21 protein-coding genes and 1 pseudogene are annotated in these 19,418 nt (G+C 72.2%); 6 read left to right on the top strand and 16 right to left on the bottom strand.

Going from position 1 to position 19,418, the window contains the following annotated elements:
• Positions 1 to 9: 9 nt before the first annotated feature.
• Positions 10 to 369, bottom strand: coding sequence for an NADH-quinone oxidoreductase subunit A (locus ACFW6P_RS18865; RefSeq protein ID WP_003974383.1), 360 nt, complete (start codon positions 367 to 369; stop codon positions 10 to 12).
• Positions 370 to 1,093: 724 nt separating this feature from the next.
• On the opposite strand from ACFW6P_RS18865, the gene ACFW6P_RS18870 reads away from it, so the two are divergent.
• Positions 1,094 to 1,927, top strand: a complete 834-nt coding sequence (locus tag ACFW6P_RS18870) for a C40 family peptidase (protein ID WP_386349443.1) — start codon at positions 1,094 to 1,096, stop codon at positions 1,925 to 1,927.
• Positions 1,928 to 2,275: 348 nt separating this feature from the next.
• Here ACFW6P_RS18870 and ACFW6P_RS18875 read toward each other — a convergent pair whose 3' ends face one another.
• A complete protein-coding gene (locus ACFW6P_RS18875) occupies positions 2,276 to 3,610 on the bottom strand; it encodes a geranylgeranyl reductase family protein (protein WP_386349441.1) in 1,335 nt (444 codons plus the stop codon).
• Here ACFW6P_RS18875 and ACFW6P_RS18880 point away from each other — a divergent pair.
• Positions 3,609 to 4,193 (top strand): GNAT family N-acetyltransferase, encoded by a 585-nt coding sequence (locus ACFW6P_RS18880; protein ID WP_386424173.1) that lies wholly within the window; start codon positions 3,609 to 3,611, stop codon positions 4,191 to 4,193. The genes ACFW6P_RS18875 and ACFW6P_RS18880 overlap by 2 nt on opposite strands.
• 88 nt (positions 4,194 to 4,281) lie before the next feature.
• Positions 4,282 to 4,617, top strand: coding sequence for a PASTA domain-containing protein (locus ACFW6P_RS18885; protein ID WP_386424174.1), 336 nt, complete (start codon positions 4,282 to 4,284; stop codon positions 4,615 to 4,617).
• 10 nt (positions 4,618 to 4,627) lie between these two features.
• Here ACFW6P_RS18885 and ACFW6P_RS18890 read toward each other — a convergent pair whose 3' ends face one another.
• A complete protein-coding gene (locus ACFW6P_RS18890) occupies positions 4,628 to 5,323 on the bottom strand; it encodes a demethylmenaquinone methyltransferase (RefSeq protein WP_386424176.1) in 696 nt (231 codons plus the stop codon).
• Between the two features lie 358 nt (positions 5,324 to 5,681).
• On the opposite strand from ACFW6P_RS18890, the pseudogene ACFW6P_RS18895 reads away from it, so the two are divergent.
• Positions 5,682 to 5,891 (top strand): annotated as a pseudogene (locus tag ACFW6P_RS18895) (hydrolase); the annotation flags it as partial.
• Between the two features lie 26 nt (positions 5,892 to 5,917).
• On the opposite strand, the gene ACFW6P_RS18900 reads toward ACFW6P_RS18895, so the two are convergent.
• From ACFW6P_RS18900 to ACFW6P_RS18915, 4 genes are all read right to left on the bottom strand, one after another.
• Complete coding sequence (locus ACFW6P_RS18900) at positions 5,918 to 6,595, bottom strand: hypothetical protein (protein ID WP_386424177.1); 678 nt, start codon at positions 6,593 to 6,595, stop codon at positions 5,918 to 5,920.
• Between the two features lie 7 nt (positions 6,596 to 6,602).
• A complete protein-coding gene (gene mqnC, locus ACFW6P_RS18905; protein WP_386424179.1) occupies positions 6,603 to 7,802 on the bottom strand; it encodes a cyclic dehypoxanthinyl futalosine synthase in 1,200 nt (399 codons plus the stop codon).
• Positions 7,803 to 7,872: 70 nt separating this feature from the next.
• The gene (locus ACFW6P_RS18910) at positions 7,873 to 8,601 is read right to left on the bottom strand and encodes a prepilin peptidase (protein WP_386424181.1); all 729 of its coding nucleotides are present in this window, start codon (positions 8,599 to 8,601) and stop codon (positions 7,873 to 7,875) included.
• Positions 8,598 to 11,558 carry a BTAD domain-containing putative transcriptional regulator gene (locus ACFW6P_RS18915; protein WP_386424183.1) on the bottom strand — a complete coding sequence of 987 codons (2,961 nt, stop codon included), beginning with the start codon at positions 11,556 to 11,558 and terminating at the stop codon, positions 8,598 to 8,600. Before ACFW6P_RS18915 ends, ACFW6P_RS18910 begins: the two co-directional genes overlap by 4 nt.
• Before the next feature lie 657 nt (positions 11,559 to 12,215).
• Here ACFW6P_RS18915 and ACFW6P_RS18920 point away from each other — a divergent pair.
• Both ACFW6P_RS18920 and ACFW6P_RS18925 read left to right on the top strand, forming a co-directional pair.
• Positions 12,216 to 12,380 carry a hypothetical protein gene (locus tag ACFW6P_RS18920; protein ID WP_386349419.1) on the top strand — a complete coding sequence of 55 codons (165 nt, stop codon included), beginning with the start codon at positions 12,216 to 12,218 and terminating at the stop codon, positions 12,378 to 12,380.
• 44 nt (positions 12,381 to 12,424) lie between these two features.
• Positions 12,425 to 12,778, top strand: a complete 354-nt coding sequence (locus ACFW6P_RS18925) for a hypothetical protein (RefSeq protein WP_386349416.1) — start codon at positions 12,425 to 12,427, stop codon at positions 12,776 to 12,778.
• Between the two features lie 63 nt (positions 12,779 to 12,841).
• Here the strand turns inward: ACFW6P_RS18925 and ACFW6P_RS18930 are convergent, their stop codons facing one another.
• The 9 genes from ACFW6P_RS18930 to ACFW6P_RS18970 all read right to left on the bottom strand — a co-directional run bounded on the left by ACFW6P_RS18930 (position 12,842) and on the right by ACFW6P_RS18970 (position 19,413).
• Positions 12,842 to 13,075, bottom strand: coding sequence for a hypothetical protein (locus ACFW6P_RS18930; protein WP_386349413.1), 234 nt, complete (start codon positions 13,073 to 13,075; stop codon positions 12,842 to 12,844).
• A 299-nt stretch (positions 13,076 to 13,374) separates the two neighbouring features.
• Complete coding sequence (locus tag ACFW6P_RS18935; RefSeq protein ID WP_386349411.1) at positions 13,375 to 13,848, bottom strand: pilus assembly protein TadG-related protein; 474 nt, start codon at positions 13,846 to 13,848, stop codon at positions 13,375 to 13,377.
• Positions 13,845 to 14,264, bottom strand: a complete 420-nt coding sequence (locus ACFW6P_RS18940) for a TadE/TadG family type IV pilus assembly protein (RefSeq protein WP_386424200.1) — start codon at positions 14,262 to 14,264, stop codon at positions 13,845 to 13,847. Before ACFW6P_RS18940 ends, ACFW6P_RS18935 begins: the two co-directional genes overlap by 4 nt.
• A 120-nt stretch (positions 14,265 to 14,384) precedes the next feature.
• Complete coding sequence (locus ACFW6P_RS18945; protein ID WP_386349892.1) at positions 14,385 to 14,822, bottom strand: TadE family protein; 438 nt, start codon at positions 14,820 to 14,822, stop codon at positions 14,385 to 14,387.
• A 93-nt stretch (positions 14,823 to 14,915) separates the two neighbouring features.
• Positions 14,916 to 15,167, bottom strand: a complete 252-nt coding sequence (locus tag ACFW6P_RS18950) for a hypothetical protein (protein WP_358595240.1) — start codon at positions 15,165 to 15,167, stop codon at positions 14,916 to 14,918.
• 77 nt (positions 15,168 to 15,244) lie between these two features.
• On the bottom strand, positions 15,245 to 16,168 hold the full coding sequence (locus tag ACFW6P_RS18955) for a type II secretion system F family protein (protein ID WP_386424185.1): 924 nt from the start codon (positions 16,166 to 16,168) through the stop codon (positions 15,245 to 15,247).
• Positions 16,168 to 17,115: a type II secretion system F family protein gene (locus ACFW6P_RS18960; protein WP_386349890.1), complete on the bottom strand. Its 948-nt coding sequence runs from the start codon at positions 17,113 to 17,115 to the stop codon at positions 16,168 to 16,170. The genes ACFW6P_RS18955 and ACFW6P_RS18960 overlap by 1 nt, the downstream gene beginning before the upstream one ends.
• Before the next feature lie 49 nt (positions 17,116 to 17,164).
• Positions 17,165 to 18,472, bottom strand: coding sequence for a CpaF family protein (locus ACFW6P_RS18965; protein ID WP_386349406.1), 1,308 nt, complete (start codon positions 18,470 to 18,472; stop codon positions 17,165 to 17,167).
• On the bottom strand, positions 18,469 to 19,413 hold the full coding sequence (locus ACFW6P_RS18970) for a hypothetical protein (RefSeq protein WP_386424186.1): 945 nt from the start codon (positions 19,411 to 19,413) through the stop codon (positions 18,469 to 18,471). Before ACFW6P_RS18970 ends, ACFW6P_RS18965 begins: the two co-directional genes overlap by 4 nt.
• Positions 19,414 to 19,418 lie beyond the last annotated feature (5 nt).

Genomic DNA, 19,418 nt, shown 5'->3' on the forward strand with positions numbered 1-19,418 from the left:
TGTGGCCCCTCAGTCCCATTCCAGGCCGCCGCGCCGCCATACGTACGCGTACGCGACGAAGACGGTGAGCACGAAGAGCAGCATCTCCACGAGCCCGAAGATCCCCAGGGCGTCGAAGGTGACGGCCCAGGGGTAGAGGAAGACGATCTCGATATCGAAGATGATGAAGAGCATCGCCGTCAGGTAGTACTTGATAGGGAAGCGCCCGCCGCCGGCCGGCGTGGGGGTCGGCTCGATACCGCACTCGTAGGCCTCGAGCTTGGCCCGGTTGTACCGCTTTGGTCCGATCAACGTGGCCATGACCACGGAGAAGATCGCAAAGCCTGCCCCGAGGGCTCCCAGTACGAGGATGGGCGCATAAGCGTTCACCGCTCCTCGCTCCTCTCAGTCGGCACTGACTGCTGGCGGTGTGCATCGGACTCACGTCCGCCCCACCCGTCCCCTGAACCCCGCCCGCCCCGGCGGAGATCGGGAACATGTGAAGCAGGTCACAAGCCCAACCGCGTGCATCCTATGCCCGACGCTCTGTGATCTGCGACACGGGGTATGGCACAAGCTTTGTGATCTCTGCCACCTGGCGATCGATCATGAAGTCGGATGAGCGGTGATCTTCACACGCGAAGCGTCCGAGTGATCACCAGAGGTGACATTTCGACTCGTCGCCGCAGGCCGGAGGGGGCGTCTCCATATCAAGATGGTTCACGTGCATGCAAATTCGCGTGCCCGTCGATCTCTTGATAGAGGCGCGTTCACACATCAGGGGACATGGAGGGCGCGGTGTGGACGCGTGCGTTCGTTCACGATCTCCGTGCGGACGCGATCCGGCCGCGACCCACCCGCCCGGACGCGACCGCCGGGGCGATCGTTCCGTGACCTCCGCCACATCGATGAGAGGTTCATGAGAACGGGGCTTGGCCAATCAATCCAACCAGTGGTAGGCGCTGGGCAATTCGGGCGTATTGATCGAACACCGTGATCACAGGCGGGTCACGGGGCGTCCGCAATGTCCGTTACGGCGTCAATAAAGGCCCTCGTTCGGGGTTTTTGACGGTCCGTTTGAGCAACTGTGGCGCAGCACACGTTTCTTGAAGATATGAAGGAGCCCCTGGTACCGGTTGTTCCCATGTCCCACACCGCTCACATACGCAGCCACCGGAAGCCCCGCCGCAGCGCGACCTCTTCGATCGCCCTGCGCGCCGGAGTCGCCGGTGGTGTTCTCAGCATGGCGGCGGCGGGTGCGTCGGCCTCGGCTAGTGCCGCCGAGCCGGCGACGCAGACCATCGAACTGCCCACCCTGACGGCCGACCTGTCCGCTCAGGTCGCCCAGTCCGCCGCCGCCACCCAGCAGGCGGCCGCGAACTACGAACTGCGCGCCGAGCGTGACGCCGCCGCCGCCGAGGCCGCCGCCGAGGCCGAGAAGGACCTCGCCGAGGCCAAGAAGAAGGCGGAGGCCAGGAAGAAGGCCGCGGAGGCCGCCCGCAAGGCCGCCGCCGAGCGCGCCGACCGCAGCACCGAGCGCGCCACCCTGTCCGCGTCCACGTCCGCCTCGGCATCCGTCTCGGCGCCCTCCGGCGGCAGCGTCGCGACGGTCATCGCCTTCCTCAAGGCGCAGGTCGGCGACGCCTACGTCCTCGGCGCCACCGGTCCCAACGCCTGGGACTGCTCCTCCCTGGTGCAGGCCGCGTACAAGCAGGTGGGTGTGGACCTGCCGCGCGTCTCCCAGGACCAGTCGATGGCCGGCACGGACGTCCCGCTGTCCAGCGTCCAGGTGGGCGACATCCTGTACTGGGGCGGCAAGGGCTCCGCGTACCACGTGGGTGTCTACATCGGGAACGGCCAGTACCTGGACGCGGCCAACCCCTCCAAGGGCGTCGTCATCCAGGACCTGTCGGGCTACCCCGCGGACGGCGCGGTGCGCGTCCTCTGATCTCACGCACTCCGGGCCGGGAGGGCCGCTGCCGCTCGTCGGCAACGGCCCTCCCGGCCTGTCGGTGAACCCCGGACCCGTCCGTACGGCCCTCCAGGACGCCTCGGAGCGCCTGTTGCGCCCCGCGGGTGTCCGGCGACCCCGGCCCCGTCCCCGCGGCCCTCCCGGGCCCCTCAGAGGCTCCCGCGTCCGCTGCCGGCGCGGCTCGCCCTCGCACGCGCCGCACACAGCCCCCCGATCGCCCTCATCCGGGCACGAAATGGGCGGCCCGGCGCGGTGCACGCACCCGCGCGCCGGGCCGCCGACGCGGAGGCCCCCGGCCCCGGGCAGGGCCGGCCGGCCGGGAGGTCAGGCCTTCGGCGCCACCTTGCTCAGGCCGTTGATGATGCGGTCCATCGCGTCGCCGCCCGTCGGGTCCGTGAGGTTGGCGAGGAGCTTGAGCGTGAACTTCATCAGCAGCGGGTGCGTGAGGCCGCGCTGCGTCGCGATCTGCATGACCTTCGGGTTGCCGATGAGCTTCACGAAGGCCCGGCCCAGCGTGTAGTAGCCGCCGTAGGTGTCCTTGAGGACCCGCGGGTAGCGCTGCAGGGCCAGCTCGCGCCCCGCGGGGTTGGAGCGGGCGTGGGCCTGGACGATGACGTCCGCGGCGATCTGGCCGGACTCCATGGCGTAGGCGATGCCCTCGCCGTTGAAGGGGTTCACCAGGCCGCCGGCGTCGCCGACGAGCAGCAGGCCCTTGGTGTAGTGCGGCTGGCGGTTGAAGGCCATGGGCAGGGCGGCGCCGCGGATGGGGCCGGTCATGTTGTCGGGGGTGTACCCCCAGTCCTCCGGCATGGACGCGCACCAGGCCTTCAGCACCTCGCGCCAGTCCAGCTCCTTGAAGGAGTCGGAGGTGTTGAGGACGCCGAGGCCGACGTTCGAGGTGCCGTCGCCCATGCCGAAGATCCAGCCGTAGCCGGGCAGCAGCCGGTCCTCGGGGCCGCGGCGGTCCCACAGCTCCAGCCAGGACTCCAGGTAGTCGTCCTCGTGGCGCGGGCTGGTGAAGTACGTGCGCACCGCGACACCCATCGGGCGGTCCTCGCGGCGGTGCAGGCCCATGGCGAGGGACAGGCGGGTGGAGTTGCCGTCGGCGGCGACGACGAGCGGCGCGCGGAAGGTGACCTCGCGCTTGTCCTCGCCGAGCTTGGCGTGCACACCGACGATGCGGCCCGTGCGGTCGTCCAGGATCGGCGCGCCCACGTTGCAGCGCTCGAAGAGCCGGGCGCCGGCCTTCTGCGCCTGCCGGGCGAGCTGCTCGTCGAAGTCGTCGCGCTTGCGGACGAGGCCGTAGTCCGGGAAGGCGGCGAGATCCGGCCAGTCGAGCTGGAGCCGGACGCCGCCGCCGATGATCCGCAGGCCCTTGTTGCGCAGCCAGCCCGCTTCCTCGGAGATGTCGATGCCCATCGCCACGAGCTGCTTGACCGCGCGCGGGGTCAGGCCGTCGCCGCAGACCTTCTCCCTCGGGAACTCGGTCTTCTCCAGCAGCAGTACGTCGAGTCCGGCCTTGGCGAGGTGGTACGCGGTCGTGGAGCCGGCTGGCCCCGCGCCGACGACGATGACATCGGCGGTGTTTTCGGAGAGGGGCTCGGTCACGGCGGGATCTCCCCAAGGTTCGAAATCTGCGTGCCGACCGGCACTGGACATGGGCAGTCTATGCAGCACGATTGATCACCGGCTGAAGGGCTGCCCCGTGAACCGAGCTCTCCCCGTGGTACGGCTGCGTGTACCCACCGATGAGGACGCGATCGCCTGGCACCGGGCCTTCGCCCACCCCGACGTCATGGAGTTCCACGGCGGCCGGCCGGCCGAGCTGTCCGTCTACGAGGAGCTCACCGCCCGCCAGCGCAGGCACGACGCCGAGCGGGGCTTCTGCCTGTGGACGATGCTGGACGAGTCCGGACAGGTCGTCGGCTTCACGGGCGCGCAGCCCTGGGAGCGGGACTGGGGGCCGACCGGCGAGATAGAGATCGGCTGGCGGCTGGGCCGGGAGCACTGGGGCAAGGGGTACGTCACGGCCGCCGCGCGGATGACGCTGGAGCGGGTGCGCGCGGCCGGCGTCCCGAGCGTCGTGGCCATGGTCGACGCGGCCAACGCGCGCTCCATCGCGGTGACACGGCGCCTGGGCATGCGTCTCGCCGAGCAGTTCACGACGCCCGCGTCGGAGCGGACGGGGCACTGCTACCGCCTCGACCTCGACGCTGCCGCGACCACCGGACACGCTCGGTGACCGACTGTCACGGATAGCCACTTGCCGCTTCCGGCGGGCACCGGGCGGAGTTGCCCTTCCCGTATCACTGGGGGTGGCATCTGTGCACATGTCCCGCAGACCACCCGACGTGCCTGTGCCGCGCCTGGTCGGTCTGACGGCGGTGGACGCACGCGAGGCGGCACGGGCCCGGGGCCTGTTCCTCACCGCACCCGGCCGGCCCGAGTTCCACCTCGCCGTCGTCGACTACGTCGTGCGCCAGTACCCGCCGCCCGGTGCGCAGGTGCCGCGGGACTCGGTGGTCCACGTGTGGTTCGACTTCGGCGCCGGCGAGGGCGACGGAGGCGTGCACGAGCCGCGGATCCCGCGCCCGTCCCGGGGCGGTCCCCGGCGGGCGCTGGACGAGCGGGGCGACCCGCGCGGGGTGCTCGGCTCGTCGTCGTAGCGCCGCCGGGTCAGCTCGCCTTGAAGCCCCGGTGCAGGGCGACGATCCCGCCGCTCAGGTTGCGCCAGGCCACCCGCGACCAGCCGGCGCCGCCCAGCCGCCCCGCGAGGGCGGGCTGGTCGGGCCAGGCGCGGATGGACTCGGCGAGGTAGACGTAGGCGTCGGGGCTGGAGGACACGGCCCGGGCCACCGGCGGCAGGGCGCGCATCAGGTACTCGGTGTAGACCGTGCGGAAGGGCGCCCAGGTCGGGTGCGAGAACTCGCAGATCACGACCCGCCCGCCGGGCCGGGTCACCCGGTGCATCTCCCGCAGCGCGGCGTCCGTGTCCTGCACGTTGCGCAGGCCGAAGGAGATGGTGACGGCGTCGAAGGTGTCGTCCTGGAAGGGGAGCCGGGTCGCGTCGCCCGCGGTGTACGGCAGCCAGGGCTGACGCTGCTTGCCGACCCGGAGCATGCCCTGCGAGAAGTCGCAGGGGACCACGTAGGCGCCGGTCCGGGCGAAGGGCAGCGAGGAGGTCCCCGTGCCCGCCGCCAGGTCGAGGATCTTCTGCGCGGGCCGCGCGTCGACCGCCTTGGCGACCTCCCTGCGCCATCGCCGGTCCTGGCCGAGGGACAGCACGTCGTTGGTCAGGTCGTACCGTTCCGCCACGTCGTCGAACATCGAGGCGACTTCGTGCGGCTGCTTGTCCAGGGATGCGCGGGTCACGGGCCCATTCTTGCAGGAGGCCCTCCGGGCAGGAGCCGCGGCCGCCGTCGAGACGGCCCATGGCGGCCCGGAACGCGTTCCCCGCGCCGAGGACGGCTCTTCCGCACGTGACTCGGGCTTTCGCCCCTTCCCATGAGACGTTTGCGGCCGCAGAACGTACGGGGCCGGCGGCCGCGGACACCGTCGCCGCGAGGACAGGAGCGTGCGCCATGGTGAGTCACCGGAAACCGGCGGCGATCGGGCTGGGCCGTCTGCCCGCCCTCGCGGCCGCGGGGTGCTCCGGGCAGGGCGGCACGGCCTCCGCCCCCGCGGCGACGGCCGCCCCCGGCGCCTCCTCCCCCGCCGGGACCGGCACCGCGTCAACGACGTGGGGAACGAGACCTTCACGCTCGCGGACGCCGCCCAGGTCCGCTCCTTCGCCGAACAGAGGGGCATCGCCTGGGTGTCGATGTGGGCGACGGCCCGGGACCGGCGGTGCGCGAAGGGCACCGGCAGCGGGAAGGCGGCGACCGACCGCAGTGGCGTGGAGCAGAGTGCGGGGGCGTTCGGCAGGGCGTTCGCGGGCTGAGCCCGGCGGCTCCACGCGCCTGCGCGTCAGCGGGCCCGGTACACCAGCCGGCCGGCCAGCACCGTCGCCACGCAGGTCGCCGCGCCGCGCTCCCGCAGGGCCTTCTCGTCGGGTACGTCGAACACGGCCAGGTCGGCCCGGCCGCCGACGGTCAGCGGGCCGTGGACCGTGCCCGCGAGGTCGCGGCCCGCGGCGAACGGGTCGAGGCCGGGCCGCCCACCGCCCGACGTGCCGGGGGCGTCCGTGATCCCCACGACGCTCAGCCCGGACCGGGCGACGGCCGTGGCGACCAGCGGGTCGCGGAAGCGGGCGCCGGGCGAGGCGACCGCCGTCGTGCCGTTCCGCAGCATCCGCTGCAGCCCGCGCCGCACACTGCCCCACCAGCGGGTCTCGCCGAGGTCGCCGAGGGCGGCGAGCCGCTCGCCCCACAGGGGCTCCTCGCCCAGCTCCCCGGCCTCGCGCGGGTCGGGGTGGTAGCACCGGCGCAGCAGCCACAGCGGGTGCCACTGGCGCAGCCCCGGGGTGAGCACGCCCGGCCAGCGCCGGACCCGCGCGCCGGGCGCCCGCGCGGCGACCTCGTCGTACGGCCCGACGGCCGTGACCTGTTCGCCGTCCACCAGGACGGCCCCCTCGGCCACGGCGCCGTCGGGGGCGGGGGCCGCGCCCGCGGTCAGGACCAGCGGGGCGGTGTGGATCGTCAGCACGGTCGGCTCAGTTGGACGCCAGCAGCTTCAGCTCGGGGTGAGCCGTGCCACCCTCGATGGCCGTGGAGGAGATGTGCGAGACGACGCGGTCGTCGACGGGGTCGTTCGCCGGGTCGTCGTGCACGACGAGGTGCTCGTACGTGGTGGACCGCTGCGCCGGGACCCGCCCGGCCTTGCGGATGAGGTCGATGATCTCCAGCCGGTTGGACCGGTGCCTGGCGCCGGCGGAGGAGACGACGTTCTCCTCCAGCATGATCGAGCCGAGGTCGTCCGCGCCGTAGTGCAGGGAGAGCTGGCCGATCTCCTTGCCCGTGGTCAGCCACGAGCCCTGGATGTGGGCGATGTTGTCCATGAACAGCCGGGCGATGGCGATCATCCGCAGGTACTCGAAGACCGTCGCCTGCGTCCGGCCCTTCAGGTGGTTGTTCTCGGGCTGGTAGGTGTACGGGATGAAGGCGCGGAAGCCGCCCGTGCGGTCCTGCACGTCCCGGATCATCCGCAGGTGCTCGATGCGCTCGGCGTTCGTCTCGCCGGTGCCCATCAGCATGGTGGAGGTGGATTCGACGCCCAGGTCGTGGGCGATCTCCATGATCTCCAGCCAGCGCTCGCCGGACTCCTTCAGCGGGGCGATGGCCTTGCGGGGGCGCTCGGGCAGCAGTTCGGCACCGGCCCCGGCGAAGGAGTCGAGTCCGGCGGCGTGGATGCGCTGGATGGCCTCCTCCACGCTCACCCCGGAGATCCGGGCCATGTGCTCGACCTCGGACGCCCCCAGGCTGTGGATGACCAGCTGCGGGAACTCCTTCTTGATCGCCGTGAAGTGCTTCTCGTAGTACTCCACGCCGTAGTCGGGGTGGTGCCCGCCCTGGAACATGATCTGGGTGCCGCCCAGTTCGACCGTCTCGGCGCACCGGCGCAGGATGTCGTCCAGATCGCGCGTCCAGCCCCTGGCGGTGTCCTTGGGCGCGGCGTAGAAGGCGCAGAAGCGGCAGGCCGTGACGCAGACGTTGGTGTAGTTGATGTTGCGCTCGACGATGTACGTCGCGATGTGCTCGGTCCCCGCGTACCGGCGGCGGCGCACGGCGTCGGCGGCGGCACCCAGTGCGTGCAGCGGCGCGTCCCGGTACAGCGCGAGGGCCTCGTCCGGGGTGATCCGCCCACCGGCGGCAGCACGGTCGAGGACGGGCTGAAGGTCGGCCTTCTCGGTCACCGGGCGTCCCTTTCGTAAGGGTTGTGGACGGACCAGCCCAGCGTACGCCAGGGGTTGCGGGGCCCGGACGTCAGGCCGTGTACGCCCCCACCAGGAGCCCCAGGAGGGCGCCGGTGATCAGGAACGGGCCGAACGGGATGGCCGTCTTGCGGTTCGCCCGGCGGGTGAGGACGAGGGCCGCGCCGTACAGCGCGCCCAGCAGGAAGCCGGCGAAGGTGCCGAGCATCACCGTCGGCCAGCCGTACCAGCCCAGTGCGGCGCCGGCGCCGAGGGCGAGTTTGACGTCGCCGAAGCCCATGCCCGCGGGGTTGACGAGGAAGAGGACGAAGTAGCCGCCGCCCAGGGCGAGGGAGCCGAGGACGGCGGTGGTCCACTCCCCCGCGTGCTCGGGGACGAGGGCGGTGAGGCCCAGCAGGGCCAGGGCCGCAGCGGCGAAGGGGAGCGTGAGCGGGTCGGGCAGGCGCCGCACGCGGAAGTCGACGACCGTGAGGAGGACGCCGGCCGGGGCGAGCAGCAGCCAGACGCCGAGCTCGGGGCGGGTGCCCGTGGCGGCGGCGAGGACCGCGCAGACGAGGGCGGTGGCGATCACCAGGGGTGCGGTGCGCGGCCCGTGGCCGGGCGCCTCGCACCGCGGGCACGCCGCCCGCCCCAGCCAGCCCTCGACGGCATGTCCCTCGGGGCACCTCTCCCGCCACGGCTCCCCCGGGGGAGCCGAGAAGCGGTACGCGGCACGCGGCAGGAGCGCTCCCGCCGCCGCGCCCCACAGCGCGGCGGCGAGCACCAGCAGCCCGGTGCTCATCCCGCCGCGGCGATCGCGTCACGCCACGTCGGCAGCAGCTCGTCGAGCAGCGCCTCGGTGCGCGGCGGCAGCCCGCGGGCGCCGCTGCGGGCGATGAGGCCGGCGGCGCGGGCGGTGAGCCGGTCGGTGTCGCCGGTGGCGTGCGTGGCACGCAGCAGCTCGTGCCAGAGCCGCTCGTCGGCCGGGGCCGTCCGCAGCGCGGCGTCGAGGGCCTCGATGGCCTTCTCCGCCCGGTTCCTCTCCATGTGGAACGCGCACAGCGCGAGCCCGGTGTCCGCGACGAGCAGCGGCAGCTGGGCGTCGACGATCTCGTGGGTGAGCCACCGGTAGCGGCCCTCGGGCCGGTCGGCGAGCAGCGGCCCGCGCACCAGCACCAGCGCGTCGGTGAGCAGCCGCCCGCGCACGGCCCGGCTGTCGACGCCCTTGCCCTGCGTGGCCTCGTGGTACAGCGACCGCAGCACGTCCAGGTCGGAGACGACCGACTGGGCGAGCGTGAGCCGGCCGGAGCCGTCGGTGCCGAGGCGGGGTGTGCCGTCGGGGTCGGTGCCGAGCCAGTCGCGCAGCCGGTCCAGCAGGGCGCTGCGCACGTCGTCGGTGACCCCGCGCGGCCACAGCGCCGAGGACAGCACCCGCGGGTGCACGCCCTCGCGGTGCAGCAGCAGCAGCGCGAGCGCCTCGTGCAGCAGGGCGCTGCGGTCCCCGTCCGGGGTGTCCAGGCCGATGATCTCGTACGGCCCGACGAGCCGGGCGTAGACGGCCGGGCGTCCCTGCTCGCTGATGTCGACCAGGAACGGCGGGGTGGTGGCGGGCCGGCCGCTCTCGCGCTCGGGGTCGGCCTCGACGAACAGCTCGACCACGGCCCGCTGCTGGGCGGCGGGCAGCACCTGCGCGTCGAGTTCGAGCCCGAGGAGCGGCGCGAGCAGCTTGCCCCGGTCGGTGATCTCCATCTCCCAGGCGGCGCCCGGCAGATCGCCGGTCTCGGTGCCCACGAGGTAGCCGATGCCGAGCCGGCTCGCGTCGGCGGCGAGTTCGGCGAGCTTGACGGCGTCCTCGGCGGACGGCTGGGCGGCGAGCAGGACCAGGTGCGGGGCCCAACGGGTGTGCTGGGCGGGCCCGGTGCGGCCGGTGAGGACGGAGTCGTGCCCGGCGGCGCCGAGCGCTCCCCGCCGCTGCCGTGTCTCGGCCTCCATGGTCTCGACGAGCGCCTCGACGTCCTCCAGGTGCCGGATCCGGTTCGGGGCGAGCGGCGTCAGGTCCTCGCCGAAGCCGACGAGCGTGATGGTCATGCGGTCGGACCACCCGTTGGTCGCCAGCTCGGCGGCGACGGACGCGAAGACGGCGGCCCGGTCGGCCTCCCGCCCGCTGAGCGACACGATGCCGGGCACGGCCTCCAGGTTGAGCAGCAGCCGCGAGTCGTCCATGGTGCCGAGGCTGACGAGCCCGGGGTAGGGCGCGGCCGTGTCGACGTCCTCGTAGCGCTCGCCGTCGGAGCGGGCCAGCATCCAGAACGTCTGGTCCTGCCCCTGCTGCCAGGGCGCGGGCGGCTTCCCGGCCGGCTGGGCGAGCTGGAGGTGCAGGTCGCCGTTGCTGAGCCAGGCCGCGTACACGACGGGCAGTGCGCGCGACTCCTCGGCGAGGGAGGCGGCCAGGCCCCGCAGGCTCCGGTCGAGCAGCCGCACGCCCTCGGGGTCGGCCCCGACGAGCAGCGCGTCCTGGACGTCCTGCGCGTCCCCGCTCGGCGTGGGCGGCTCCATGCCGCGCCGGCCGCCGACGGCCCCGAACGCCGACTGCCACAGCGCCTGGCGGCGCCGCCGCCCGAGGGCGCCGAGCAGTCCGGCGGCGAGGAGGGGCGCGGCGAGGAGGGCCTCGGGAAGGCCGAAGGCGCTGTCGGACTCGGCGCCGGTGGCCACCTGCCGGTCGCCGGAGCCGTGGGCGGGGCGCTGCTCCGGGACGGACACCTGCGTGGCACCGCCGCCGGCCTGTTCGTGCCCGCCGGCGGCCCCGCCGCCCTGGGCGCCGGCACCTCCGCCGCCCTGGGCGTGGTCCCCGGTCTGCGCGTAGTCGGCGATCTGCTGCTGCACGTCGGGCGACACCTCGGGCGCCGGCATCTCGACGAGCTCGCCGCCGCGCGCGTCACCCGGCATCTCCATGATCCAGCCGGGACGGATGAGGCTGGCCTCGGAGAGCCTGGACCCGTCCGGCTGGGCCCGGTCCTTGTTGAGCTCGAAGATCTCCTTGTAGCGGCGCCCGTCACCGAGGTGGCGCTGGGCTATCTCCCAGAGCGAGTCGTGGTGACGCCCCTCGGGCGGCTGGATGCGGTAGTACTTCGTGTCGCCCTGCCGGGCGGTGCTGCCGCCGGCGTCCGCGTGGGCGGCGACCTGCGAGGCCTGCTCGGCGAGGGCGGCCGCGGCTCCGGCGGCCCGCTCCTGCTGCTGGGTGAAGAGGCCCGGGGTCGCCTGGGCCGCCGCGACGGTGGGCTTCTGGTTGCCGTCGTAGCTCTGCCCGAGCTGCGACAGCCCCGGAGTGAAGCTGGCCGCGGTGGCGCCGACGAGCAGCAGCGCGGCGACGAGCTGCCGCGCGAGCAGCTGACTGGGCCCGGCGCCCGGAACCCGCCCCGGCACGCCGACGCCCGACAGCGCGGCCTTCATCTCGATGAGCACACAGGCGGTGAACTGCGCCCAGGCCAGCCACACGACGACGGTGAGGATGTTGAGGAACGTGTGGACGGTGATCTCCTGCTGCAGCCAGTCGAGGCTGGGCACACCGTCCGGCAGGGGCCATCCGATCTGCGTGGCGAGCGCGAGGGGCACACCGACCAGCAGCACGGCGAGGGCGACGAAGGCGAGGAACGCCTTGACGAAGTCCCCGAAGGACCGCCGCCGTATCGTCACCGGCTGCGGCGTCCGGTTCCTCGGGGCCGTGGTTCCCGTCGAGCTAGGGGTGGGGCGTCGCGGCATGGCGGGTGTCCTGGGGTCGTGTGTGAACGGCGCTGAGGCCGAGCTGCGGCGTGACGGTGAACTGAGGGGTGTGCTGAGCCTACAGAGATCTTATGGACTCTCATCGAGGTCGTCGAAGGGGCTGTGGACAAACGCGGGTCGGCGTCCGATTCGCCCCGTGGCCACGGCCGTTCGCCCTCGCGCCCCGGACAGCGCCCTTCGCGACTGCCACGCGGTCCCCTCACGCCGCCCAGACAGTCCACCGGGGACTGTTCAAGGGACGGTGACCCGCCCCTGACAGTTTCGTTTCCTGTCGGGTACATCGGCGCGACGGGGGAGATCACCCGTGGCCCGCCGCGCACCGACCACGACCCCCGCGGCGGCGTTCGTCACGGCGGGGATGCTGCTCGTGACCGCGTGCGGCGGGGGGACGGTTCGTCATCCAAAGCCATCCGTCAAGGGGACGGGGGTGACGGTTCGACATCCGACGCCACCCAGGAGACGGGGGTGACGGTTCGACATCCGACGCCACCAGCACGGAGGTGACGGTTCGACATCCGACGCCACCACGGGCACGGAGGTGACGGTTCGACATCCGACGCCACCAAGGGGACGGGCAGCGGATCGGTGAGCCCGTCGGCTTCGGCGTCGGGAGGAACCGGTGTCGACCGGCCCGATGTGAGTGTGCCGAAGGACCTGGACCTGGTCTTCGACTTCGAGGAGCCGTCGGACCAGGACAGCGCGGCGACCCTTTCCGACGCCGCCAACCACATCAGTGCGTTGAACCGCGGCATCCCGCGCCTCCGCTTCGGCAGGGTCGAAGGGAGCCGCTGCGGCGAGTAGATTCCGTTCCGTCTGAGTGTGACCGACGGCTGGGGGACTTCCACATGGGCAAAGGCAAGAGCGACCTCGCACTCCCGCTGACGGAGCTGGAGGGCTACGGGCGCCGGCTTCGTTCTCTCAAGACACGTCTGAATCACACCAAGAAGCTCTTCGCGTCCTACAAGGACGACATCGGCGACGGCAGTGTGAACGACGCGCTCGATGATTTCGAGTCGAACTGGGAGGACGGGCGGGAGGACATCACGCAGCAGCTGGACGCGCTGGCGAGTATGTCCGACGCCGTGGTCCGGGAGTTCAAGAAGCTCGATGACGAACTCGCCAAGAAAGCCAATGACGCCATGAGGACCGAGGACAAGCGGGGCGGCAAGGGCGGCAAGGGGGACGGTGGCGGGAAGTAGGGCGCCGGAGAGTGACGTGGAAAGGCCCCGGACGGGAAGTCCGAGGCCTTTCCGATGCGTTCGTCAGTGAGTGACCGCGGCGTTGAGGTGCAGGTCCGCCGTGATGCCCTGCGGCGAGACGGCGAGGCCCAGGCCGCCGCCGGCGCCGGCGCCGGCGGTGAGGCCGACGGCCGTGGTCTCGACGTAGAGGGCTGCGGCACCGGCGCCGGCGGCGACGCCGCCCGCCTGGCCACCGGCGATGGTGTCCAGTTCGGCGTCGGACATCTGGGCGGTCTCGATCTGCGGCGTGGAGGCCATGGAGGATGGGTCCCTTCGGTTCAAAAAGCAGAAGTGCTCGAGCGCGACTGATCCAAGCACGCCGGAAGAAGGAACGGCCAGTCAGTGGATGTGGATACGGGCCGGAATTCGGAGGGCGAATTCATAGGTGTGATCATCCGGAAACCGCCGCCCTCGCCCTCTTCACATCTTCCGCCACCAGGCGACACGGGTGCGCCCGACTCGGGGCGGGAAAGAGGGCGAACTCCGTTTCCGCACAGCTCGCTTCCGACATCGCGGTGAACACTGTGCAGATTCGCGGAATGTTCCGGATCGGCGGCTCAGCCGACCTCGTTCTCCGCCACCGCCTGCCCGTGCACGACCACGTCACCGCCGTAGAACATGCCGGTGAAGACCGGAGCGTACGTGAGCTGCACCTCGACCTCGACCTGCTGGGCGTTGGCCGCCACGCAGTGGGTCGCCGCGATGTCCGCGCCCGTCATGTCCATCTCGCGGGCGAAGGCCTTCACTCGGGCGTCGCAGTTCTCGAAGTTGATCGGGGCGGGGCCGCCCTCGTTCTCGTAGAGGGCCTCGCGGTCGATGTCCTGGGCGGCGAAACGGGCCGCCTGCTCGGCGATGTCGGCGGCGCGTTCCCGTTTGGAGATGGAAAGGCCGCCGTCGATGACGAACGCGGAGAGGGAGAGGAAGACCAGCGCGAAGATGATCACCGCTCCGGCGCCGGAGCCCCGGTCGTCCAGGAACGCCCGGCGCGCCGCCCACCAGGACCGCGCGGACCGCGGTGCGTCGTGTCTCACGCCGACCTCCGGAACGGGTCGAGCGGCGAGCTGAAGCTGGCCGACAGCCTCGTCGGGACGTCGAGGCCGAGCATGGCGAGACCACGCACCTGGCAGCTCACCTCGACGGTGAAGATGGTGTCCGGTTCGAAACCCGCGCTCGTCTGGACGACCGACACCGGGCCGGAGCAGACGTCCGCCAGGTTCGCCTCGGCGGCCTTCTTCGCCTCGGCCATGGCCAGGGCGCGGTTCTTCTGGATCGAACCCGCGCGGGCCGCGTCCCGGGCCGCCCCGTCGAGGGCGCCGCGGCCGTCGACGAGCTGGCCGAACGCCACCAGGACGAGGATGAACAGGATCATCACCGGCGCGAGGATCACGACCTCCACCGTGGACAGACCGCTGTCGCCGGTGGACAGGCCGCTGTCGCCGGTGGACAGGCCGCTGCCGTCTGTGGACAGACCGCCATCACCCGTAGACAGACCGCCGCCATCTGCGAACAGACCGCCGTCGTCGGGCCGGGCCCCGGTCACATGCCGGCTCGGGGAAGAGACGTTCACCTAGTTCCCCTCCTCCTGCACGAACCGCTCCACCGGCCCCATCGACTGCGCGTGCACCGTCAGGTCCAGCCCGGGGAACACGGTCGGTACCCGCGCCGCGATCTCCACGCCCACCGTGTTCTGCTCCGGCTGGAGCATCGTCACGTCCGGGGACAGCACCAGTTGCGGGCCGAGCTGCTCGATGTAGCTGTCGACCACGCCCCGGGCCTCGCCCCGCCACCCGCCCGGCTGTTCGTCGGCCGTGGCGCGGGCCTTGCGCGCTCCAGCCTGGGCCGCCGCCTGGGCCACGTGGTCGGCGAAGAAGTACAAGGCGAACTGCACGGTCGCGAAGATCATGAAGAACAGGACCGGGGTGAGCAGCACGAACTCGATCGCGGTCATGCCTGCGTCACCGCGGGCGGCCGCGCGTCTCCGCACGGTCCGCACCCAGCGGCGCATTCCTCTGCTCACGTCTTCCGGCATCCCCGTGAACCCCTGACCCCGTTGCCCCGTCGTCCCGTCGATCCCGTCGTCCCGTCGATCCCGCGGAGATCAGCAGGTCTTGCCCGCGTCCGCGCCCTTGATGCAGTCGCCGACCTTGTTGGCGCCCTCGCTCAGCGCGGCGTTGATGATGGCGGCCACCACGCCGACGATCGCCACGACGACCGCGGAGATGATGACCCACTCGACCGCGGAGGCACCGCGGTCCAGCTCTCCGGAGCGAGCGCGCTCGGTGCGGGCCTGAAGGAAGGTGACGAGGAAGTCCACGGCGGGGATGCCGGTGTGGAAGGTGCGTGCGTTCATGACGTCTTGTCCTTTCGAAATCGGATCACGAGGTTCTGGAGTTGTGGAGGTCGCTCACTGCAAGGCTCATGCGCGGCTCACTGCACCTGGAACACCCGCATCGCCGCCGGAAAGATCAGGAACACCAGGAACCCGGCGCACAGCAGCAGCTGTGCCACGAGCATCGACTGGGACTTCTCGCCCGCGCTGCCCTCGATCTCGGCGAGCTCGCGGTGGCGCATGGTCTCGGCACGGGAGGCGAGGGACTCACGGACCTTCGCGCCGTCGTCCGCGACCAGGGCCAGGGAGGCGGAGAGGTCCTTGAGCTCCTCGACGCCGATCTCCTCGCCCAGCGCGCCCAGCGCCTGCCACTGGCTGACACCGGTGATGCGGGCGTCGGCCAGGGCGTTCTTGATGCGCTGGCTGGCCCAGCCGTCGGACACCTCGGCCGCCGCCATCAGGGCCTCGGGCAGACCGCGTCCGCCGGCCAGGCTCATCGACACCAGGTCGAGGTACGCGCCGATCACCCGCCGCAGGTCCCGCCGCTTCTCGGCCGCGTCCCGCCGTACCTCCAGGTCCGGCAGGAAGAAGAAGACCACCGCGCACAGCAGGGCCAGCCACACCGGGATGACGGGGCTGCGCCCCACCCCGAGCGTCCAGACGATCGCGAACAGGAACGGGCCGAAGAACAGGCCCGCCACACCCAGCAGCACCTTCGTCGCCAGGAACTTCTCCCAGCTGCGGTCCAGAACCGCGAGGTCGGCGCGCAGGGAGCGCTGCTCCCAGCCCTGCTGCAGGTAGAACTCCGAGACCCGCAGGCCGACTTCGGCCCGCAGCGACCCGAAGCGCCCCGTCTCCCGCTCGGTGCGCGCCGACTCGTACGCCGAGCCGCGGGCCCGCATCGCGTCGATCCGGGCGACCTGCGAGATCGCGCTCCGCTTGCCGGGCATGAGGGCCCGGACCAGGGCGTACAGGCCGAGACCGATGACGGCGCCGACGACGAGCGGCATCGTGAGGTTCATCAGCGCGCCCCCTCTTCCTGCGGCAGCCGCTGCTGGGTCTGCTGCGACGGCGTCCTGGGACGGACGAACTGGACGCCCGCCTGGTCGCGGACCAGGAAGCGCTCGGGCGTCTCGATGGTGGACAGCTTGCGCAGCCACCAGAAGCCGAGCGCGAACAGACCGCAGACACAGGCGAGGACGAGCTGGCCGACCGCCGTGCCGTACGGCTCCACGAAGTCGCGGTTGAAGACGGACAGGCCGAGAACGAAGGCGACGGAGACCGCGACCACGATCTGCACCGAACGGCGGGTCGAGGCGCGCTGCGCCATCACGCGCTGGCGCATGTCGACCTCCTCGCGGGCCGACTTGGCGAGGGCGCCCAGCACCTGGCGCAGACCGGGGCCGCGCAACCGGGCGTTGAGGATGAGGGCCGCGACGATGATGTCGGCGGAGGCGTCGTCGATCTCGTCGGCGAGATGCTGGAGCGCCTCGGGCAGCGGCGTGCGGGCGCGCAGCCGGTCGACGAGGGCGTCGAGGTGGGGGCGCAGCACGGGGGCCGCGGCCCGCGCGGAGGCCGGGATGGCCTGCTCCAGGCCGACGGCGCCGGCGATGGTGTCGCGCAGGGACTCCGTCCAGGAGGCGAGTGCCTCCACCCGGCGCATGGCGGCCCGCTCCTCCCCGGCGCCGCCGAAGAGGCGGTCCCAGAAGAAGACGAGGACGCCGGCGGCGATGCCCGCGACGGCCCAGCGGGTCAGCAGCAGGACGACCAGGCCGACGATCGCGGCGAGGGAGCCGCGCTGACCGGCGAAGCGGAGGAGTTCGCTCGCCCGCTGGGCGGCCTTCTGCTTCTCGTGGTCGGGCTTGGCGGGCAGTCCGCGGACGGCGACCAGGAGCAGGGCGAGGCCGCCGCCGACGGCGATGCCGCTGCCGATCGAGTACAGGACGGTGGTGGAGAACAGGCCGCCCATGGAGCCGAGGGAGCCGAGCGCGGCGAGCGTCGTCGTGTTCACCCCCGGCTCACCCCCAGGTCCCGGTCGGCCGGTAGCCGTGTGCCATCAGTTCCTCCAGGCAGGCGATGGGGGCGTGCGGCACGATCCGGCCGTCGGGCGCCTCGGCGAAGACCTCGCTGGACAGCACCCGCCCGTCGACGCCGTTGACCTCGCGGACGGAGGTGACCATGCGCTGGAGGCGGCCGCCGTTGCCGAAGTTGTTGCGCCGCTGGATGAAGACGACGAAGTTCACGGCGCCGGCGATCAGCATCTGGCTGGCCTCGATGGGCAGCCGCTCGGAGGCCTGCAGCGCGTAGGTGGAGATGCGGTTGAACACCTCGCTGGAGCTGTTGGCGTGGATCGTGGACAGCGAGCCGTCGTTGCCCTGCGACATCGCGTTGAGCATGGTGACGATCTCGTCGCCGAGGACCTCGCCGACGATGACGCGGGAGGGGTTCATGCGCAGCGAGCGCCGCACCAGCTCGGCCATCGAAATGGCGCCCAGACCTTCGGAGTTGGGCAGGCGCTCCTCGAACGCGACCACGTTGGGGTGCAGGTCGGGGAAGGTGTCGAGGCCGAGCTCCAGGGCCCGCTCGACGGTGATGAGGCGCTCGTGCGGCGGGATCTCGTTGGCGAGGGCGCGCAGCAGCGTCGTCTTTCCGGCGTTGGTGGCGCCGGCGATCATGATGTTCTTGCGGGCGCGGACCGCGCAGGCCAGGAAGTGGGCGACCTCGGGCGTCAGCGTGCCGTTGCCGACCAGGTCGGAGATGAACACCTTGCCCATGCGCGCGCGGCGGATGGACAGCGCCGGGCGGCGCGCCACGTCCATGACGGCCGACAGGCGCGAACCGTCGGGCAGGCGCAGGTCGAGCTGCGGGTTGGCCGAGTCGAACGGCCGGGAGGACAGGCCCGAGTAGGCGCCGAGGACCTGGATGAGCTCGATGAGCTCCTCGTCGCTCTCGGCGACGGGGTCGCCCTTCACCTCGCGGCCGTCGGCGTACCCGACGAAGACCTGGTCGCAGCCGTTGATGTCGATGTTCTCGACCTCGTGGTTGTCCAGCAGCGGCTGGAGCCGGCCGACGCCGAACAGGGCGGCGTGCACGGCGGCCGCGTACTGCTCCTCGGTCTCGGCGTCCAGCGGCGTACGGCCCGCGTTGATCTCGGCGCGGGCGTACTCCTCCAGGATCTGGGCTATGACGGCACGCGCGTACTGCCGTTCGTCCTCCGTGGACATCGGAGTGACGTTGCTGATCTGGTCCTGCCGGCGCTGCTCGGCGATGCGGTCGCCGGCGTCCTGGCGGAACCGCTTGACCAACTGGTGGTCGACAGCGGTCATGTGCCGGCCCCCGCGTGGCCCTGCGTCCGGCCCTGCTGCGGGTGCTGGTGCTGGTCCTGGTGCTGGTGCGGGACGTGCTGGGCCTGCTGGACGTGCTGGGCCTGCTGGGCGTGGTGGGCCTGGTTCGCCTGGGCGGAGGCGGCCCAGGCGGCGCCGTACTGCTGGTGGATGTCGGCCGCGACCTTGCGGGCGGAGCGGATCAGCAGCGACTTGTCGAGGCGGCCGCGCTTGCGACCGGCCAGCTGGTCGGCGCCGGCCGGGTCGTCGGCGATGGTGCCGACCACGCGGGCCCCGGTCTGGGCGTGCACGAGCATGTCGTTGACCTGCGAGGAGAGCTTGCCCGCGGTGCCCGTGTCGGCGATCAGGACGACGCCGATGACCGGGTTGGCGAGGGACGCGGCGCCGCGCGGTCCGCCGTGCAGCTTGCCCGCGAGGGCGGCGGCCCGGTCGCGCACCCGCGCGAGCGACTCCGGCTCCGTGCGGGACAGCAGCAGCACGAGCGAGGCGTGCGGGAACAGTTCCAGGGCCGGGGTGTCGCCGCTGACGCGTCCGCAGTCGGCGATGACGTCGGCCGCGGCGTGCGGGGAGTCGGCGAGGGAGGCGAAGGCGTGCCCCAGGGTGGGCCACAACCCGGCCAGCCCGGCGGCCTGTTCGGCGATGCCGAGCCCGACGAGGACCTCCAGTCCCCCGCTGAGCGGCTGCACGTGGTCCCAGAGCTGGTCCGGTACGAGGCCGCGGCGCGCGGTCGCGGCGATGGACAGCATGCCGGTGTTGGGGTTGAGCGGTCCGCCGTGCGCGGCGGCACTGCGGTAGACGAGGTCACCGCCCGCCGGGTCCGTCTCGGCGAGCAGGACGCGCCGCGGCCAGACCGCCGCGAGGGCGACGGCCGCGGTGGTGACGCCGGGGGAACCCTTGTCGGCGGCGAGAGCGATGAGCGCCATGGGGT

This window comes from Streptomyces sp. NPDC058741 (assembly GCF_042746715.1).
Classification (GTDB): domain Bacteria; phylum Actinomycetota; class Actinomycetes; order Streptomycetales; family Streptomycetaceae; genus Streptomyces.

Bases quoted from the DNA above. Each gene is read 5' to 3' on its own strand.
- ACFW6P_RS18910 (WP_386424181.1), bottom strand. From the start codon at position 8,601: ATGAGCACCGGGCTGCTGGTGCTCGCCGCCGCGCTGTGGGGCGCGGCG.
- ACFW6P_RS18945 (WP_386349892.1), bottom strand. From the start codon at position 14,822: ATGCGCCGCTGGGTGCGGACCGTGCGGAGACGCGCGGCCGCCCGCGGT.
- ACFW6P_RS18875 (WP_386349441.1), bottom strand. From the start codon at position 3,610: ATGTCCAGTGCCGGTCGGCACGCAGATTTCGAACCTTGGGGAGATCCC.
- ACFW6P_RS18960 (WP_386349890.1), bottom strand. From the start codon at position 17,115: ATGGGCGGCCTGTTCTCCACCACCGTCCTGTACTCGATCGGCAGCGGC.
- ACFW6P_RS18885 (WP_386424174.1), top strand. From the start codon at position 4,282: ATGTCCCGCAGACCACCCGACGTGCCTGTGCCGCGCCTGGTCGGTCTG.
- ACFW6P_RS18950 (WP_358595240.1), bottom strand. From the start codon at position 15,167: ATGAACGCACGCACCTTCCACACCGGCATCCCCGCCGTGGACTTCCTC.
- ACFW6P_RS18880 (WP_386424173.1), top strand. From the start codon at position 3,609: ATGGGCAGTCTATGCAGCACGATTGATCACCGGCTGAAGGGCTGCCCC.
- ACFW6P_RS18925 (WP_386349416.1), top strand. From the start codon at position 12,425: ATGGGCAAAGGCAAGAGCGACCTCGCACTCCCGCTGACGGAGCTGGAG.
- ACFW6P_RS18970 (WP_386424186.1), bottom strand. From the start codon at position 19,413: ATGGCGCTCATCGCTCTCGCCGCCGACAAGGGTTCCCCCGGCGTCACC.
- ACFW6P_RS18955 (WP_386424185.1), bottom strand. From the start codon at position 16,168: ATGAACCTCACGATGCCGCTCGTCGTCGGCGCCGTCATCGGTCTCGGC.
- ACFW6P_RS18915 (WP_386424183.1), bottom strand. From the start codon at position 11,558: ATGCCGCGACGCCCCACCCCTAGCTCGACGGGAACCACGGCCCCGAGG.
- ACFW6P_RS18930 (WP_386349413.1), bottom strand. From the start codon at position 13,075: ATGGCCTCCACGCCGCAGATCGAGACCGCCCAGATGTCCGACGCCGAA.
- ACFW6P_RS18870 (WP_386349443.1), top strand. From the start codon at position 1,094: ATGAAGGAGCCCCTGGTACCGGTTGTTCCCATGTCCCACACCGCTCAC.
- ACFW6P_RS18965 (WP_386349406.1), bottom strand. From the start codon at position 18,472: ATGACCGCTGTCGACCACCAGTTGGTCAAGCGGTTCCGCCAGGACGCC.